The organism is Flavobacterium panici (genome assembly GCF_903819335.1).
Lineage (GTDB): Bacteria > Bacteroidota > Bacteroidia > Flavobacteriales > Flavobacteriaceae > Flavobacterium > Flavobacterium panici.
The window spans coordinates 73,091-90,811 of record NZ_CAIJDE010000043.1; the positions used below are offsets into that span (position 1 = coordinate 73,091).

A 17,721-nucleotide genomic window follows, 5' to 3' on the forward strand; every position below is an offset into this window, starting at 1 on the left:
ACCGATATAAAATCCCTACGGGATAGAACACAATCGATTGAAATGTTTGCAAAAAATTATGCAACATTTTGTTGTTTTATCCCGTAGGGATTTTATATCGGTAGCAATAAGGGCAAACAGATAGATTGTCCCGTTAGGGACTAAACAAATATCACAACGCAAATACAATTAAATTGGTTATATCCTTAAAAATTTACTTTGTTTTAAATCTCTTCTAAAACTGCAGCCCATCCTCCATTTCTAACCATTTTGATTTTCAGGATATCATTTTTGCTGACTTCGGTACTTTTTTTCCTGTAATCCATCGCTTGATATCCGGCATTAATTCCATCTTCAAATGAGGTTATTTTGTATTTTTTTGACGTTAGAAAATCTAATTTTATTTCAAAAGAACGCTCTTTTTCGGCGCTGTTTGTGATTCCGCCAATGAACCATTTTGTTCCTTTTCTTTTGGCTACAATGGCGTACTTTCCGGCATTGGCTTCTAATGCTTTGGTTTCATCCCAGGTTGTTGGTACAGAAGTGATGAAATCGGTGCATTCTTTTTCGCGATAATAAAGAGTTGGATTATCTGCCAGCATTTGCAGACCGCTTTCAAACACTACAAACAAAGCCAGCTGATACGCTCTTGTTCCAATACTTGCCGAATTTGGTCTTTCAGATCGGTATACTTCCGGCTGCATGCTGATCATGGCGCCCGGCGTATAATCCATTGGGCCGACTGCATTTCGCATAAAAGGAAAATACAAACTGTTGTCTGGTTTACAGCCGTCCATTTGCTCCATTCCTCTTACGCCCTCGTAAGAGATTAAATTTGGGTATTTGTATTCTAAACCAGATGGTTTAAACGCGCCGTGAAAGTCTACAAAAATCTGATGTTTGGCTGCTTCTTTTACTACTTTTTCATAATAATTGACCATTACCTGATCGCTGCGATCCATAAAATCAATTTTTACTCCGGCAATTCCCCATTCTTTAAAAGTTTTAAAAAGCTCCATATTTTTGTCAACCGTAAGCCACGTAAGCCATAATACGATGCCTACTTTCTTTTCTTTTCCGTAGCGAATAAGTTCCTGAACATTTACATTCGGATTTGGCGAATAGGGATCTTCTGTACTATTTGCCCATCCTTCATCCATAATGATATATTTTATGCCAAATTTTGATGCAAAATCGATGTAATATTTATACGTATCTAAGTTATATCCTGAAACAAAATTTACGTCTGGACCATAAGGTGTTGCACCATTCCACCATTCCCAGCTTGCTTGTCCGGGTTTTATCCAGGATGCGTCTTTGAGTTCACTTTTTGGAGCTAGTTTCAGCGTCATTGTGTTTTCAATCAGCTGTTTGTCATTTTTTGTAATGACAAAATAACGCCATGGAAAATTTCTTGTTCCTGAAGTTTTTGCAATATAATTGGCTTCTTTAAGGATTTTAAGGCTTCGGTCACCGTCTGGGCCAAATTCTAAAGGTGTTTTTGGAAAAGTCGATACAACTCCAGTTCCTGTTCCTTTTAAAAACATTCCTGCATAATCAGAAAGATCAGATTCGCTAATTAGGATTTTGTATTGTTTTTTGGAATCGACTAAAATGGGAAGTGTAGACATTTTATCCGAAGGTTTCCAATCTTTGACTGTCGTTTGTGAATAGGCTTCTTCATAAGAAGTTTTAAAATTTCCTGTCTGCTGTAAATGAAGCAAATAATCATCTGGGAAATTGACTGTGAAATCCTCGTTTACTACTTCAATTTCTCCTTTTTTTGCGGTTATAAATCGATATGCAATTCCTTCATCAAAAGCCCTAAATTCTACGGAATAGTTTCCTTTAAAATTCAATACTAAATAATTATAATTATTAGAAACAGATGAAAATTTCAACGGAACTACTGGTTTAATTTCTTCTTTTATTTTTCCTGTTTTGCTTCCGCTTAATTTTGGATTTAAGCCTAATGTTTCATCTTTAAGAATCAAAGCCAAATGATTTTTTGAGGTTAAAACTTCGTTTCCTGCTGTAATTGAATAATAAATTTTATCACTCAAATTAATCGAAACTTTTAGTTCTCCGTTTGGCGATGTTAATTCAAAATTGGTTTGCTGCGAATGCACATTTGAAATACCCAAAAGCAATAATAAGCATGTAAATAATTTTATATTTTTCATAAAAAACGTTTTTATATGAATAACGTCCCACGAAAATGGGACGTTATTTTTATTTATAAAATGCTGTTATTTTGTTGTAAGTTGTATGTCTCCGCCATTTTTAAACAAATCGTGAGAAATGAAATAACTGTCTATTTTAGAACCGTTTACTTTAATCGTTTCCAGATTTCTTTTTCCATTCGGGTTTTTAATGGTTACTTTTTTGCCTGCCGGCGTTGTCCACGAAACTTCTTTAAAAATAGGAACGGTTACAATATATTCAGGATCGGCGGGAGATAATGGGTAAAGTCCCAGTGCTCCAAACACATACCACGAAGACATTTCGCCCGCATCATCCATACCGCTCATGGCCAGTTTTTCGGGGCCAATTCCGTACATCGTTTCTAATATTTCGTCTATTCTTTGCTGTGATTTCTCTGGTTTGTTTACAAAATAATAGGAAAATGGAGCTTCGTGATCCGGCTGATTTCCGTGACAATATTGTCCGATAAAACCCGAAATGTTCCAGGCAATATAATTTGGATTCCAGGGTTTTGTAAACAATTCGTCGAGTTTTGCTTCAAAAGGTTTTGCGCCTCCGTAAAGCTGTACTAATCCCGGCATATCATGTGGCGTAAAAAAGGAAACCTGCCATGCATTTGCTTCTCTGTACATGTATTCGTAATACGGAAACTCCGGATTAAATGGTGTAACCCAAGAACCGTCTGCTAGTTTTCCTCTCATAAAAGTGGTCGACTTGTCAAAAACATTTGCATAATTTTTAGAACGTTTTACCAGATCATTGTAATGTTCGGTATCGTTTAGTTCTTTAGCTAATAAGGAAAGTGCGTGATCGTCATAAGCGTATTCCAACGTTTTTGTAACGCCGGCATTTGCTACGGTTTCTATCTTTGGATCTTTAATATCTTGTTCCGGCACATATCCTTTTGCAATATATTCTGCAATATGAGGTCTTGTTCCGCCTTCTTTATAAGCGTTATTCAGCAATAATTCGTATGCTTTTTTAACATCGTAATTTCTGATTCCTCTCATATATGATCCTGCAATAAAGGATGCGGCGTGATCTCCGTGAAAAAATGTTGGAATAAATCCTTTAATTTCTCCTTCGTTGATAATGGAACTGATCACATCGCTGGTAACTTCCGGAGAAAAAATACTTAATAAAACGAGTTTATTTCTGTAATCGTCCCATAAGGAAGGAAGTGTGTAATAATGGTAATTTTCTTTTCTTACTTTTCCAGCTTCATCTGTAAATTGTCCGTTTACATCGCTTCTTAAGGCAGGCCATAAAAACGATCTGTACAACATGCTGTAAAACATTACATTTTGCTGCTCGGTTCCGCCTTTTACCTGAATTTTAGAAAGCAGGTTTTCCCATTGTGTACTTCCTTCTTCAAAGACTTTATTCAGGGTTTTATCTCCTACTTCGGCTTTTAAATTTTCTTTTGCATTTTCTACGCTCACAAATGATAAAGCGATTTTAACCGTTACGGGTTTTGTATCTCCGTCTTTAATATTTACCAATGCATAACCGTTGCTTTTAGCGATATCTTTGATATCTACTTTGTCAATTGGACTGCTTAAAGTGGCGTAGAAATATATTTTTTCGCCTCCGGTTCTTTGAAAACCGCTTACGGCATTTGTGCCTTCCTGCTTAATCTGCCAGTCGTCTACGTGATTATTGGCTCTTCCTAAATCAAAAAGTACTTTTCTTCCTTTGTTGTTTTTAAAAGTATATTCGTGAATACCACAGCGCAATGTTGATGTTAATTTTACCTGTACATTATAGTCTTTTAAATAGACTTCGTAATAGGCCGGACTTCCTTTTTCCTGATCGTGGCTAAACGATGATTTGTATGGAAATGTTGCTCCTTCTGAAACAGGCAAAAGCGGAATATGACATAAATTCCAATGTCCTTTGTTGGTGTGTGTAAATCCTAAAATTTCGGTGTCTTCGTATTCATATCCTGCACCCGATCTGTATTTTGTCATTGGGCTTAACTGAACCATTGCATTGGGAACAGAAGAACCTGGGAAAACTAATCCTGCCCATACACGCATGTCTGCGGGCGGTGTATACCCAATTATTTTGGTGTCTAATAAAGGTGCAGTACCAATAAACGGATTTACCAAAGCTGTATATTTTCCTTTTGCAAGTCCGCCGCCCGGTTTTTGTGCCACCGCATTATATCCAAAAAATGACATGGAAAGTGCCGCAAGAACGATATTCTTGTTGAATTTTATCATTTTATATAAAATTAAAACGTTTTACAAATAAGTTATAGCTCCAGTAATTTTGGATTTTTTTGATACGTGTCCCATAATAGTTCACCAAATAAGGTATTTGTCCAGGCAAACCATGATCTGGTGAAATTTTTAGCGTCGTCTTTATGAAAAGATTCGTGCATAAATCCGGTATCGCCATGTGATGCTTTCAACATTTTGATGCATTCTTTGATTTCATTTTGGTCTGATGTTGTATAAGCTCTCATAACCAATGACATTGGCCAGATCATATCCATACCTACGTGTGGGCCTCCAATTCCTTCGGCTACTTTTCCTTTAAAGAAAAACGGATTGTCTTCTGAAAGGACAAATTTTCTGGTGTTTTGATAAATTGGATCGTTTACATCAATGGCATCTAAATACGGAAGGCTTAATAAACTTGGCACATTGGAATCATCCATCAATAAATGACCTCCAAAACCGTCTACTTCAAATGCAAAAATATCGCCGTATTTTGGGTGTTTTACTACTCCGTATTCTTTAATTGCTTTGTCTACTTCCTGAGCTAAGGCTCTTAATTCCTGTGCTGTTGCTGTATCTTTTTTAATAGATTCCAACATTTCTGCGGCTTGTTTCATACTTGCTACAATAAAAAAATTGGAAGGAATCAGGAAAGAAAAAACGGTTGCATCGTCACTTGGTCTAAAAGCTGAGCATACTAAACCAACTGGTTTCACCGGATATCCGTACCCTTTTAACGGTCTTGTATCTGTAGCAAATTGCGTTGTTCTTTGAAACGTGTATGGATTTTTACCGTCTTTTTGCTGTTGTTCTTTAAATACTTTCAGCGTTGTTTTAATGGCTTTTACCCAATTTTCATCAAATGGAGAGGTGTCTCCGGTATTTTTCCAATAATTATAAGCTAACCTGATTGGGTAGCAAAGTGAATCTATTTCGTATTTTCTTTCGTGAACGCCGGGTTTCATATCGGTGTGATCTGTTGTCCACTCGCCTTTTTTGTTGGGATCGTTATAAAATGCATTCGCATACGGATCTTTCAGTATATATTCAGTTTGTCTGTTTATAACGCCGGCAATCAGGTTTTTTAGTTTTGTATCTTTTCCTGCAAAAGCCATGTACGGCCAAACTTGCGCAGAGCTGTCTCTAAGCCACATTGCATCGATATCTCCGGTAATTACATAGGTATCGGGTCTTCCGTTTTTTTGCGAAAAGGTTACTGTCGTGTCAAGTGTATTTGGGAAACAGTTATTAAATAACCAACCCAGTTCTTTATCTTTTACATTCTTTTGAAATTCTGCGATTGTTTTTTCTATAAAATCACTTTCAAAATTCCTTTTACCTTTTGCAACCCTCACAATAGGGAAATCTTTGACCATTTTAGTTCCTGCAATTATTTCCATTGGATCGATAAGGGCTAAACTGCCAAATAATGCTGCGTTTTGGATAAATTTTCTTCTTTGCATTTGTTCTATATTTTAAAATTATAAAGGCCTAAACCTTTTATTATTCGTTTGTTAATGAGTATGGAACGTCTTCTTTACTTGTTCCTCTATTTAAATTTGGCGATGTGGACATATCAAAATCTAGTGTTGCTCCATTCATCAATTCAGAATGGCTTAACCAATTTTTTGTGTATGATTTTCCATTGAATTTCATCTCTTTAATGTATCTGTTTTGATCGCTGTTTTCCGGTGCATTGATTTCTATTTTCTTTCCGTTCTCCAATTCAATAGTTACTTTTTTGAACAATGGGGCTCCTACAACATATTGATCTGAAGCGGGAGTAACGGGATAAAAACCTAAAGAAGAAAATACATACCAGGCCGAAGTCTGTCCGTTATCTTCGTCTCCGCAATAACCATCTGGCGTGGCGTGGTACATTCTGTTCATGGTTTCTCTTACCCAATATTGTGCTTTCCACGGTTCTGATGCATAATTGTACAGATAAATCATATGTTGAATTGGCTGATTTCCGTGCGCATATTGTCCCATATTTACAATCTGCATTTCTCTCATTTCATGAATTACTCCGCCAGTGAAATTTGATGTTGCAAAAACAGGAGGCGCAGAAAATACTTTGTCTAATTGGGAAACAAATACCTGATTTCCGCCCATTAAATTAATTAAACCTTGTACGTCGTGAAAAACAGACCATGAATAATGCCAGCTGTTTCCTTCGGTAAATCCGTTAAACCATTGAAAAGGATCAAAAGGTTCCATGAATTTTCCGTCGCTGTTTTTTGGGTGCATTAAATTGTATTTCGGATCAAAAAGGTTTTTATAATTTAAACTTCTCTTTTTATATAAATCAATTTCTGACTGCGGTTTGTTCAGGGCTTTCGCCAATTGATAAATCGCAAAATCATCATATGCATATTCTAATGTTCTGGCAGCACTTTCGTTTACAACATCCTGCGGTACATAACCTAAAGTATTGTACGCATCTACTCCTGCACGCCCAACTGCTTTTAGCGGCCCGGCATTATTAGCGCCATGAATTACGGCTTTGTATAAATTTTCGATGTCGTATTTATTTCCTTTTCCGCTTTTTAAATAGGCTTCAGATACGATTGATGCGGAGTTGTTTCCCACCATAATGTCTCGTAATCCGGGACTTGACCATTCCGGCAGCCATCCGCTTTCGTTGTATGCGTTTGAAAGTCCTTCCTGCATTTGGGCATTCAATTCAGGATACATTAAATTTAAGAAAGGATATAAAGCTCTAAAAGTATCCCAAAAACCAGTGTCGACAAACATATAACCCGGCAAAACTTTTCCGTTGTAAGGGCTGTAATGTACTGGTTTTTTGTTTTTATCAAATTCGAAAAATTTTCTTGGAAACAAAAGCGATCTGTACAAACAGGAATAAAAAGTTCCCATTTGGTCTTGTGTTCCGCCTTCGACTTTTATTCGGCTTAATTCTTTATTCCAGGTTTGTTTTCCTTTTTCTTTAAGCTCGTCAAAATCGTCTTTTCCAATTTCTTTCAGGTTTCGTTCTGCTTGTTCATAGTTTATAAATGACGAGGCTACCTGCGCGTTTACTTTTTCTCCGGCTTTTGTTTTAAAACCAATTACGGCTCCGGCGTGATCGGCCTGCATTTCTAAAGCGCTTCCTAAAATATCTCCGTTAAAGGTAGAATGTACTTCAAAATCTTTATCAAAAATGATAACAAAATAGTTCTTGAAATTTAACGGAACTCCGCCGCTGTTTTTAGTGGTAAAACCGATAATTTTTCTTTCTGACGGAATTATTTTTACATACGATCCTTTATCAAAAGCATCAACAACAACATACGATTGATCTGTTTCGGGAAATGTAAACCTAAATCTGGCTGCTCTTTCTGTTGGCGTAATTTCGGTTGTTACATTATGATCTGCTAAATAAACGCTGTAATAATATGGCGTTACGATTTCTGCTTTATGCGAAAACCAGCTTTGTCTTTCTTCTTCTTTAAATTTTAATGCACCTGTAACGGGCATTATCGAAAACTGACCGTAATCATTCATCCATGGCGAAGGCTGATGGGTTTGTTTGAAACCTTTTATTCTGCTTGATTTATAGGTATAAGCCCATCCATCGCCCATTCCGGCAGTTTGTGGTGTCCAGAAATTCATTCCCCACGGCATTGCAATTGCGGGATAGGTATTTCCGTTTGAAACTCCGTAATCAGAATCTGTTCCTATTAATGGATTTACCCAATCTACAGGAGGTTTAGATTCGCATACTGTTACATTTTGCGCATTGATTTGAGTAAAAACAAATAACGCAAATAAGCTAAAAAGTTTATATCTGTCTTTTATCAAAACTTAATTATTAATAGCGTTAATGACTTCTTTGTTTATTTTACTTACTTCCGAAAAATTCATTTTATCAACTTTACGATCGTAGGTCATAAAACCGTTTACTTCGCCTTCAACATCAGTTGTCTGCGTGTAAACTGCTGCCGAAAAACCAACTTTTGCTAATGTTTTTAACTGTTCAGCGTATTCTCTGTATTTGGCTGTTGTTTCGTCATTATTTTTAAACTGAGTGTAGCCCCAATTTTTATCTGTCTGCCATAAATGTCCGGTAACCGGAAGTCCAATTCCGCCGTATTCACCTAAAACTGTGATTCTTCGTGCGTCATACAATTTTAAATTTGGTTCAGGATAATGGTGAATGTCTAACATATCTCCGGTTTGAAAATGGTTTCCACCGCTTGATGAATTTACCAATCTGCTTGGATCATGATTTTTTGTCCATTCTGTAATTTCAACCGTTTTAAATTGTCCCCAAGCTTCGTTAAACGGAACCCAGACTACAATACTTGGATAAGAATACAAATGGTCCATTATTTCTTTCCATTCTTTTTTATATGTTTCTTCAGATTGTGCAGTTCTTTTTAATTCTGTGCCTTCAAAGTATTTGTGCATTTGCCAAATTGGACCGTCGTCTCCGTTTGGCATATCCTGCCATACTAAAAATCCCATTCTGTCGCAATGTGTATACCATCTTGCCGGTTCTACTTTTACGTGTTTACGAATCATATTAAAACCTAATTCTTTTGTTTTGACAAGATCGTATTTTAAAGCTTCGTCTGTTGGTGCGGTATATAATCCGTCAGGCCACCATCCCTGATCCAGAGGGCCAAACTGAAAGCAGTCTTTGTTGTTCAGCTGGATTCTCACGATGCCTTTATCATCTCTTTTTGAAGAAATTTTACGCATTGCAAAATAGCTTTTCACTTCGTCGGTTACTTTGCTTCCGCTGAATAGTTTTACTTTTATATCATATAAAAATGGAGAATCCGGCGACCATAATTTTGGGTTGTTCACTACAATATCTAAAGGCTGACCTGCAACTGCTTTTTCTGTGGCAATTGTTTTTGTTCCGTCGAATACTGTAATTTCAATGATATCACCTGCTGAAGTTCCTTCTACTTCTGCATTGATATTGATGGTATTGCGGTCAATGTCTGGTGTTGTTCTTAAATTGGTAATGTGTTTTTTACTTACAGGTTCCAACCAAACGGTCTGCCAGATTCCGGTTACAGGCGTGTACCATATACTTTCCGGATTTTTAACTTGTTTTCCTCTTGGCTGTGTTCCGTCGCTTGTTGGGTCCCAAACTTTTACAACCAGTTTTTGAGATTTTCCATTTAGGAATGGTGTTATGTTGAAACTAAAAGGAACATACCCGCCGTTGTGAGTTCCAATTTTTACGTCGTTAATCCAAACTTCTGTTTTCCAGTCTACAGCTCCAAAATGCAGTAAAATGTCTTTACTTTTCCAGTTGCTGTCTACCGTAAAATTGGTTTCATACCATAATTCGTTTTCTGAACCTACTTTTTTCATTACGCCCGAAAGGCTTGATTCAACAGCAAAAGGAACGAGTATTTTTCCTTCGTAGCCTTTTGGCGCTGTTTGTCCTGCGGGTTGTATGGCGTAGTTCCATAAACCATTAAGGTTTTTCCATTGGTTCCTTTCCATTATGGGGCGGGGATATTCAGGAAGCGGATTGTTTGGGTCTACCTGTTCTGCCCATTTTGTTTTGATTTTATCTCCTTGTGGTTTCCATTGTGCAAAGGATGCAAGGTTTACCAAAAGAAAACATATAATTGTGATTTTATTCTTCATTATAATATTTTATTTTTTTGAAATTGCAGAACTGCTTTTCTGTTGAATGGTTAAATAGTATAAAACCTGAAGGCTGTTTATTTCCTTCAGGTGTTACAAAAATTACTAACAAATACTAACTTACTAATTAATCAAAAAAGCCATCTTTATCCAGCTTGGCAGCTGCTTCTATTAACATTACACCGCTCAGCTGAGTCGTTAAATCAACGCTTGCTCCTGCTGATGGCGCTACTTTCCAGTTGTTTCCAGAAAGCATTGTAGGTCTTAAGATTCCTTTTTTATAGAATGTCTCTGCATTAAATTTCAGAAATGAGGCAAATTTTTCTGTATCTGTAGAGTTGATGGTTGGCTGTTCTATAAGTTCTGTAAAATAGCGTACTAAAATACCTTTAAACAATCCTCCGTCGCCTTGTCCTTCGTCTCTCAAAAGTCCTTCTGAAAGTAATTTTGGATTGGTTAAAACATTTCTTCCGGATTTTACGGCATCGTCAAGATAAGTCTGCTCATTTGTAGCTTTGTACAATCTTAAACCTGCGCCAATCCATGTTCCCATGTTATAGGTAAAAACCCAGTCTTTGTTTGTTACGACTGCTCCGTTTACTTCTGAGATATTATCCCAAACTGCTCCCGAAACCGGATCAACTAAATTGCTTTTCTGCCATGCATAAATTTTCTTTGCCCAAACTAAATCATCGGGATCATTATCTATTTCATATAATCTTAGGGCAAGAATTACGGCCGGACCATTTGATACGGCATTTTTTTGTTTTGGTGTGTCTTGTTTCCAAGTGATTCCTCCTCCAAAAACATCACTCCAGCTTAGTTTTATTCTTTCCCATAAAAAGTCTGCAACGTCTTTGTATTCCTGATCGTTTGTTGCATTGTAAGCACGAACGCAGGCATTGGCAAGCCAAAGCATATCATCATTAAAAACATTATTGTAGGTATTATTTCCGTTTTTAATTTTGATTCCTTGTACCAAAGCTTTCATTTTGGTTTTATAATTGTCATTCCCGGTTCTTAAATAACCGTCTACCAAAACATCCAGAACGTGTGCATTTGGCCAATAATTGAATGTACTGTTTCCGGCATTGTTTTGTACAAATGTCCCGTTTGATCCCAGGTAATTATTATAGGTTGAAAGCTGTAAAGAATCGGCTGTCTGAGCCCATGTATATTTAAATTCAGGGCCTGTTTGTCCGTTTGGGTCACGCAGCGGAATTGCTTCATCATCACAAGAGACAGACAATAACCCAAATCCTACTACGCAAAGCAATAAGGCCGTATAACGTGTTGAAAATAATTTTTTCATGATATATTTCATTTAATAAAAACGTCTCTTAAAAAACATCTTTAAGAGACGTTTGGGTTATTTATAGAATTGTGAAACTGTGTGTGTAAGCTGGTGAAGCTGCACTGAAATTAATTTCTGCATTTACGTTAGCATTGTCTACTGCAGAGGCAAATTTGAAACAGTTGTTCCAGAAATCACTTGTTACCGGAACCATGTACCAGAATGATGCTGCTGTATTTGCATCAGGTCTGTTGTTATCTCCGTTTATACTTCCGTACCATTCTTCGGTTGTAGCAGCACCGTTTACCACTGTAAATTTGAATTTGTAACGCTCGTCTCTACCCCAAGATTCTTGTTTGAAAGAAATGTGTTTGTTAGCTGCTTTCCAGATTCCGCCGCCTGCATATGTATATTCAAAAAGGTACTGGCTAAGTGGAGGGAACCATAATTCGATTTTTTTAATCTCTGTCATAGTTGTTACTCCTGTACTAAAGTCAAGTACAATTTTATACACTTTTGCATCTCCAGTAACAGTAGTTTCTCCATTTTCTTTTAATTTTCCGTTATCAACATAGTAAACTACCGGAGTACCATTTTTTGTTGTAATGAATTTGTAAGTACCTGCACTTAACTTCGTGTAAATTTCAAATTTTGTTGTTCCTACTTTTTTGAAAGCCTGAGCATTAGCAACTGTTGTTCCGTTTTCAGAACCTGTTCCTGTAATAAACAACTGATCTGGAGTTGGGAATCCGCTTGCTGTAAGCACTTCGAAAATACCAGATGCTGCTGATTTTTGAACATTAATTCCTTTAGACGAATGAACTGTCCATTTTAATTTCCCGACAGCTTCAGTTGGAATACCTGCTAATCCTGCAATTTTATTCAAATCTGAAAAAGAAAGTGTTAGTGTTTTTTGAAATCCGTTACCATCAGATGGCATTGTGTAAACTGGTTTAGAGAAATCCCCGTTTTCCTTATCAAAAACTACATCATAAAGTACAACTCCGTTGTCTTCTGCTTTAGCTGCTTCCCATTCAAAAACCGCAGAACTCTGTGCGTTAAGATCAAAGAACTTATTATTTGCCGGAGAATATAATGTGTTTACTGCGCTTACATTAGTATGACTCATTTCGTCATTATCGCAGCTTACAAGAAATACTGTACACAGTATTAATACTAATTTTGAATATATATTTTTCATGTTTTTTATTTTAGGTTGTTAGTTAGTTTTTTACCAGTTTGGATTTTGAGATAAATTGGTGTTAATCAAACGTTCGTCTCTTGGTATTGGCCATAAATAATGTTTTCCGGGATCAAAAGTTCTTAAGTTCACTCTTAAGTAACCATTGTCTACAGACGATACGCCAAATTTGGCTCCGTGTGCATATCCGTTTAAAACATTTTCAGCAATTTTCCATCTTCTGATATCAAAGATTCTTAAGCCTTCCATTCCAAATTCTGTACGACGCTCGTTTCTAATTACTTCTTTAAGTCCGGCTTGTCCTAATGCGGCGTTATAATTTAAAGCTGCTGCATCTGTAAAGCCTGCACGAGATCGAATTGGTTTAATAGTCTGATCCCAAACTGTGCTGGTCATTTGGCTTAACTCATTTTTAGCTTCTGCATACATTAATAAAACATCTGCATATCTAAACAACATTAAGTTGATTCCTGATTTTAAATCAGTTCCGTGCTGTACATCGTAATATTTACGTGTAAAATACCCCGTTGGTGTTGAAGATGAACCTTGCGCAAATTCATCCGGATGCTCATTAGTTGGAGAAGATCCCGGTTTGATGTAAATAATGTGTGAACTTCCATCGGCTTCTTTCCAGTTGTATTGATCGTAAACTACCGTATAAGTAAGTCTTGGATCTCTGTTTACATAAGGATTATTTTCATTGTATCCTGAACCTGTTTCGTTGATTTTTTTTCCGTTAAGCATTAAATAACTATCCACTAATTCCTGAGTTGGAGCAAGAGCATTTAATCTTGAACCTGCAGAAATTGGCGCCATATCAAAAAATTCACCCCACGTTCTGTCTATTGGTACATATTGTAAGCTTAAAATATCTTCGCTATTGTACTCATTTTGCTGTTGAAAAAGACCTTCATAAGAAGGGAACAAACTGTACGTTCCGTAAGTATTTGTTAAAAATGGTTCTAATGTCTGCACTACTTCCTGCCATTTTCCTTCGTATAAAAGTACTCTTGCTTTTAAGGCTACAGCAGCTCCCATTGTGATTTTTCCTCTGTCTGCAGTGGCAAGCTGTGTATTTTTTGGTAATGCCGGAATTACAGCATTCAATTCATCTAATACAAACTGAATCACTTCTGCATGCGACGTTCTCGAAATTGTAGTGGCTTCTGTAAGAGACGGATCTTTTTGTAAAAGAGGAATATCTCCAAACCAGGTTGTTAACTGAAAATGCTGAAATGCTCTTATGAAACGAGCTTCTGCTTTCATTCTTGTAATTACTCCAGGGTCTGCATTTGGCACTCTGTCAATATTTTCTAATAAAAGATTACAGGATTTAATTCCGCCGTATCTGTCGTTCCATTCTTCTTTTATTCTTCCTAAAGAAGGATCGTAAAGTCCTGCTCCAATAGATGCTGCTCCTGCATTATCACCTCTTCCGTTGTAAGCATTATCAGAAAGTGCTTCGTTATAAAAGAAATACTGGCTTTTTTGCATTTGTGAATAAGCTGTATTCAACATCAATTGTGCTTTTTCTACGCTTGTCCAGTAATTAGAATCTGTAAATCGATCTTCTGGTGCAAGATCAAGATCTTCGCAGCTTACCAGTAGTAAGAATACTAATGGTATGAATTTTATGTGTTTAAATATATTTTTCATTTTGATTTTTTTTAAAAACTGATATCAATACCCATTCCGTAATACACCTGCGTTGGATAAGCTCTTCCGCTGTTAGCTCCTGAAGTCGACATGCTGTTGTTGAATTCTGAAAGTTCAGGATCAACAAATTTTACTTTTGATAGGGTAAGCAGGTTTTGTCCTGAAACGTAAACACGGAATGCACTCATTCCTAAACTGCTTGCAACATCATTTGATAATGAATATCCTATCTGTACATTTTTCAGCCTTGCATAGGCACCGTCATACAAATACATATCAGAACCTCTTCTGAAATTGTTTGTATTAGACTGCGTACCGTTGTTTGCCAGTCTTGGATATCTTGCATCAGGATTTTGCGGAGTCCAGTAATCTAATTGGTGTGTGTACATTGTCATACCATAATTGTAGTGAAATGGCTCTACAAGCTCACCTCTAATCATCATGGTTCTTTTTCCAACTCCTTGTATAAAAATGCTTAAATCAAAATTCTTGTAATCTATGTTGTATGTAGCTCCGTATGTGTATCTTGGAAAAGGATTACCAAAGATAAATTTATCATTGTCATCAATTTTTCCGTCTTTGTTTAAATCTACATAACGATTGTCTCCTGGATGTACTGTAATTCCGGCCGGAACTGCTGCTCCCTGAATTTCTTCAACGTTTTGGAAATAGCCGTCTCTTTTTAAACCAACGTATGAATTGAAAGGAAGTCCTTCACGAAGAATAACCTGAAGTTCTTCAACTCCTGTTAGTTTTTCTTGTCCGTTGTTGTAATCCAAAACTTTGTTTTTAGAATCACCAATATTTACAGTCAAACTTTGGTTTACTTGTTTTCCTTTATGTCTGTAAGTTGCGCTGAATTCCCATCCTCTGTTTCCTACTTTGGCAGCGTTAAAGTCTGGAAGCGATGTTCCATAAACTCCCGGTACCTGCGGTGGAACAAGAATATCTGATGTTACTTTATCAAAGAAATCGAATGAAACCGATAAAGCTCCTTTAAAGAAATCTGCATCAAGTCCCGCATTGAAAGTTGCTGCTTTTTCCCATTGAAGATCAGCGTTTGCAAAGTTAAATCCTGCACCGCTTACTGGTTTGTTGTCAAACCCGTAACCGTTTTGAAAAGAAAAATACGTTGTTTGATATTGGTAATTGTTAACGTTTTGATTTCCTACAAGTCCATAAGAAGATCTCAATTTAATATTACCAACTTTATTGCTGTAGTTTTCCATGAAACCTTCTTTAGTTAAAGCATAACCAATTGTGGCAGATGGAAAGAATCCCCAGCGAATTTCTTTTCTAAATTTTGATGAACCATCATATCTAAAACTGAATTCAGCAAAATATTTATCGTTATAATCGTAAGAAGCACGTCCGAAAAGAGAATTAAGGCTGTTTTTAGGCGAAGCCGGATTCTTGTTTGGGTCACTTCCGTTTGAGTTATAAGAATCCTGTCCAATAACGGTTTCACTCGTTGGCGTTCCTAAATCAGGATCTGTAAATTTCTTGTAAATACCAATTCGTCTTTCTGAATGATTTTCGTTAGAAACCCCAACTAAAGCACCTACATTATGATTTCCAAACGCTTTGTTGTATTCTACCATAAACTGCGTATTCAGGTCAAGTGCTTTTGTAGTTTCATCTCTGGTATCGCGATCTGCACCATAAACTCCCTGCGGAGAAAACTGCACTTTTTTCACTCGGCTGAACATACTTCCATTCCATAAACGTCCTCCGAAAACTCCTTTAATTTTGAACGATTTTGTTAACTTAAGTTCAGCATTTAAAGCTCCGAAAAGATCATCATTATCGTATTTTCTAAAACCTCCCTGCTCTAAAATACCTAATGAATTAAACTGTTGTAAAACGTCGTTTGTTAAGTAATTACCATTTTCGTCTTTTTGAGTATAATATAAAGGAACCCTGAAAGCATCAACCATTAAGGTACTTGTGTTTGATGAATGGTCATTAATTAATTGTTTTGAATAAGCCAAAGTAGACGTTAATTTAAATTTACCATACTCATTAGTAAGGTTCATTCTAAAATTATAACGTTCCATACCTTTCGTAGGCCCAACAAAGTTGCTTCCCTGATTTAAATATCCTAAGGAAACTAAATAAGTTGAGTTTTCACTTCCGCCTGAGATCGAAAGACTTTGGTTTAACTGCGCGGCCGGTTTTACAATTTCTTCTGCAAACCATTCTGTGTCGCCTTTTGCTTTTAAATCTGCAATTTGGGCAGCAGTAAATACGGCAGTTGTTTCACCAGAGTTAAATGCAGCTTCGTTTCTAAGCATTGCATTTTCATATCCGTGTACCGGTTTAGTAAAGAATTTTGGTGTATTAAATCCGGTTAAACTGTTGTACTGAATTGACATTGGTTTGCTTTTACTTCCTCTTTTGGTCGTAATTAAAACAACACCATTACTTGCTCTTGATCCGTAGATAGCCGCGCTACCCGCATCTTTTAGTACTGATACACTTTCGATATCGGCAGGATTCAGCGAATTAATATCGCCTCCTACTATACCGTCAATAACAATCAACGGACTATTGTTTCCTAATGTACTAATACCACGAATGTTTAGGTTTATACCCTCACCCGGCTCAGAATTAGTCTGCTGAATAGTTAAACTTGGTGCTTTACCCTGTAAGGCCAGTGTTGCATTTACATTTGGTCGCCCATTAAATGCATCTTTATTTACCTGATCGATGGCACTGACCACTTTTCTCTTTTTCTGCGTACCGTAACCTACAACTACAACTTCATCTAAAGCTGATACATCTAAGTCCATCTCTACATTTATAACACTTCTGTTATTTACTTTTACTTCTACTGGTTTGTAACCAATCATTGTAAAGCGCAAAGAACCAGTTCCGTTTTTTAATGATATACTATAGTGTCCGTCAAAATCTGCATTAACAGCATTTCTTGGATCACTTACATCACTAATTGAAACTCCCGGAAGAGATAAATGATCTGAAAGAGAAGTAACAACTCCCGTAACTTGAGTTTTTTGGGTCTGGGCAGCAAGATTATTAAGGCCCCCACAAATGAGAATAATTGTGAGAAAAAAATGCATACAGAGCATCTTTTTCTTTCTGCAATTTGATTGTTTCATCATGTAAAAAATTTGGTTAGTTAGTTTTTATCGAATTAATCCCGAAGTTTAAAAAGGCTTCTCTCACCAGCCTGATTATTTAAAAAAATCAACGTAGAAAAATCTTTGCGCATCGATTAAAAGTCCGGTAATTTTTAATCGTTAAATTTTATCTAGTTAGATTAACATATTAATTCTTTAACAAACATACTAAAACGTTTTAGTATAAAAAAATATTTTTTGTTAAATATAATTTTAATGTTAATTTTATAAGATATGTGTTTATTTGAGGCTATTCATTGAATATTATTCAATGAAAATCTACGAAAACGTTATAAATGAATAGTAAAAAGAAGAATCTTAAAATTTTCAAAAAATGGATATTTGCAGAAAATTAAAATTTAAGTAAGAAATGACATAAAAAAAATCTGACTATCAATTGAAGTA

The 17,721-nt window shown here is 36.3% G+C and carries 9 protein-coding genes; all 9 read right to left on the reverse strand.

Going from position 1 to position 17,721, the window contains the following annotated elements; genetic code table 11:
* Window positions 1–203: 203 nt before the first annotated feature.
* Window positions 204–2,162 carry a glycoside hydrolase family 97 protein gene (locus tag FLAPXU55_RS11605; protein ID WP_180857790.1) on the reverse strand — a complete coding sequence of 653 codons (1,959 nt, stop codon included), beginning with the start codon at window positions 2,160–2,162 and terminating at the stop codon, window positions 204–206.
* A gap of 66 nt (window positions 2,163–2,228) precedes the next feature.
* Window positions 2,229–4,409 (reverse strand): GH92 family glycosyl hydrolase, encoded by a 2,181-nt coding sequence (locus tag FLAPXU55_RS11610; protein ID WP_180857791.1) that lies wholly within the window; start codon window positions 4,407–4,409, stop codon window positions 2,229–2,231.
* A 32-nt stretch (window positions 4,410–4,441) separates the two neighbouring features.
* Window positions 4,442–5,872, reverse strand: coding sequence for a glycoside hydrolase family 125 protein (locus FLAPXU55_RS11615; RefSeq protein ID WP_180857792.1), 1,431 nt, complete (start codon window positions 5,870–5,872; stop codon window positions 4,442–4,444).
* Between the two features lie 40 nt (window positions 5,873–5,912).
* Window positions 5,913–8,210 (reverse strand): GH92 family glycosyl hydrolase, encoded by a 2,298-nt coding sequence (locus FLAPXU55_RS11620; protein WP_180857963.1) that lies wholly within the window; start codon window positions 8,208–8,210, stop codon window positions 5,913–5,915.
* A gap of 6 nt (window positions 8,211–8,216) precedes the next feature.
* Window positions 8,217–10,025, reverse strand: a complete 1,809-nt coding sequence (locus FLAPXU55_RS11625) for a glycoside hydrolase family 2 protein (RefSeq protein WP_180857793.1) — start codon at window positions 10,023–10,025, stop codon at window positions 8,217–8,219.
* Between the two features lie 127 nt (window positions 10,026–10,152).
* Window positions 10,153–11,337: a glycoside hydrolase family 76 protein gene (locus FLAPXU55_RS11630; protein ID WP_180857794.1), complete on the reverse strand. Its 1,185-nt coding sequence runs from the start codon at window positions 11,335–11,337 to the stop codon at window positions 10,153–10,155.
* A gap of 61 nt (window positions 11,338–11,398) precedes the next feature.
* Entirely contained in the window at window positions 11,399–12,520 is a 1,122-nt protein-coding gene (locus tag FLAPXU55_RS11635; protein ID WP_180857795.1) for a SusE domain-containing protein, read from the reverse strand.
* 30 nt (window positions 12,521–12,550) lie between these two features.
* On the reverse strand, window positions 12,551–14,176 hold the full coding sequence (locus tag FLAPXU55_RS11640) for a RagB/SusD family nutrient uptake outer membrane protein (protein ID WP_180857796.1): 1,626 nt from the start codon (window positions 14,174–14,176) through the stop codon (window positions 12,551–12,553).
* 11 nt (window positions 14,177–14,187) lie between these two features.
* Window positions 14,188–17,256, reverse strand: a complete 3,069-nt coding sequence (locus tag FLAPXU55_RS11645; protein ID WP_219637256.1) for a SusC/RagA family TonB-linked outer membrane protein — start codon at window positions 17,254–17,256, stop codon at window positions 14,188–14,190.
* Window positions 17,257–17,721 lie beyond the last annotated feature (465 nt).

Coding starts and splice junctions, on each gene's coding strand:
- FLAPXU55_RS11635 (WP_180857795.1), bottom strand. CDS start 12,520: ATGAAAAATATATATTCAAAATTAGTATTAATACTGTGTACAGTATTT.
- FLAPXU55_RS11605 (WP_180857790.1), bottom strand. CDS start 2,162: ATGAAAAATATAAAATTATTTACATGCTTATTATTGCTTTTGGGTATT.
- FLAPXU55_RS11640 (WP_180857796.1), bottom strand. CDS start 14,176: ATGAAAAATATATTTAAACACATAAAATTCATACCATTAGTATTCTTA.
- FLAPXU55_RS11610 (WP_180857791.1), bottom strand. CDS start 4,409: ATGATAAAATTCAACAAGAATATCGTTCTTGCGGCACTTTCCATGTCA.
- FLAPXU55_RS11630 (WP_180857794.1), bottom strand. CDS start 11,337: ATGAAAAAATTATTTTCAACACGTTATACGGCCTTATTGCTTTGCGTA.
- FLAPXU55_RS11615 (WP_180857792.1), bottom strand. CDS start 5,872: ATGCAAAGAAGAAAATTTATCCAAAACGCAGCATTATTTGGCAGTTTA.
- FLAPXU55_RS11625 (WP_180857793.1), bottom strand. CDS start 10,025: ATGAAGAATAAAATCACAATTATATGTTTTCTTTTGGTAAACCTTGCA.
- FLAPXU55_RS11645 (WP_219637256.1), bottom strand. CDS start 17,256: ATGCATTTTTTTCTCACAATTATTCTCATTTGTGGGGGCCTTAATAAT.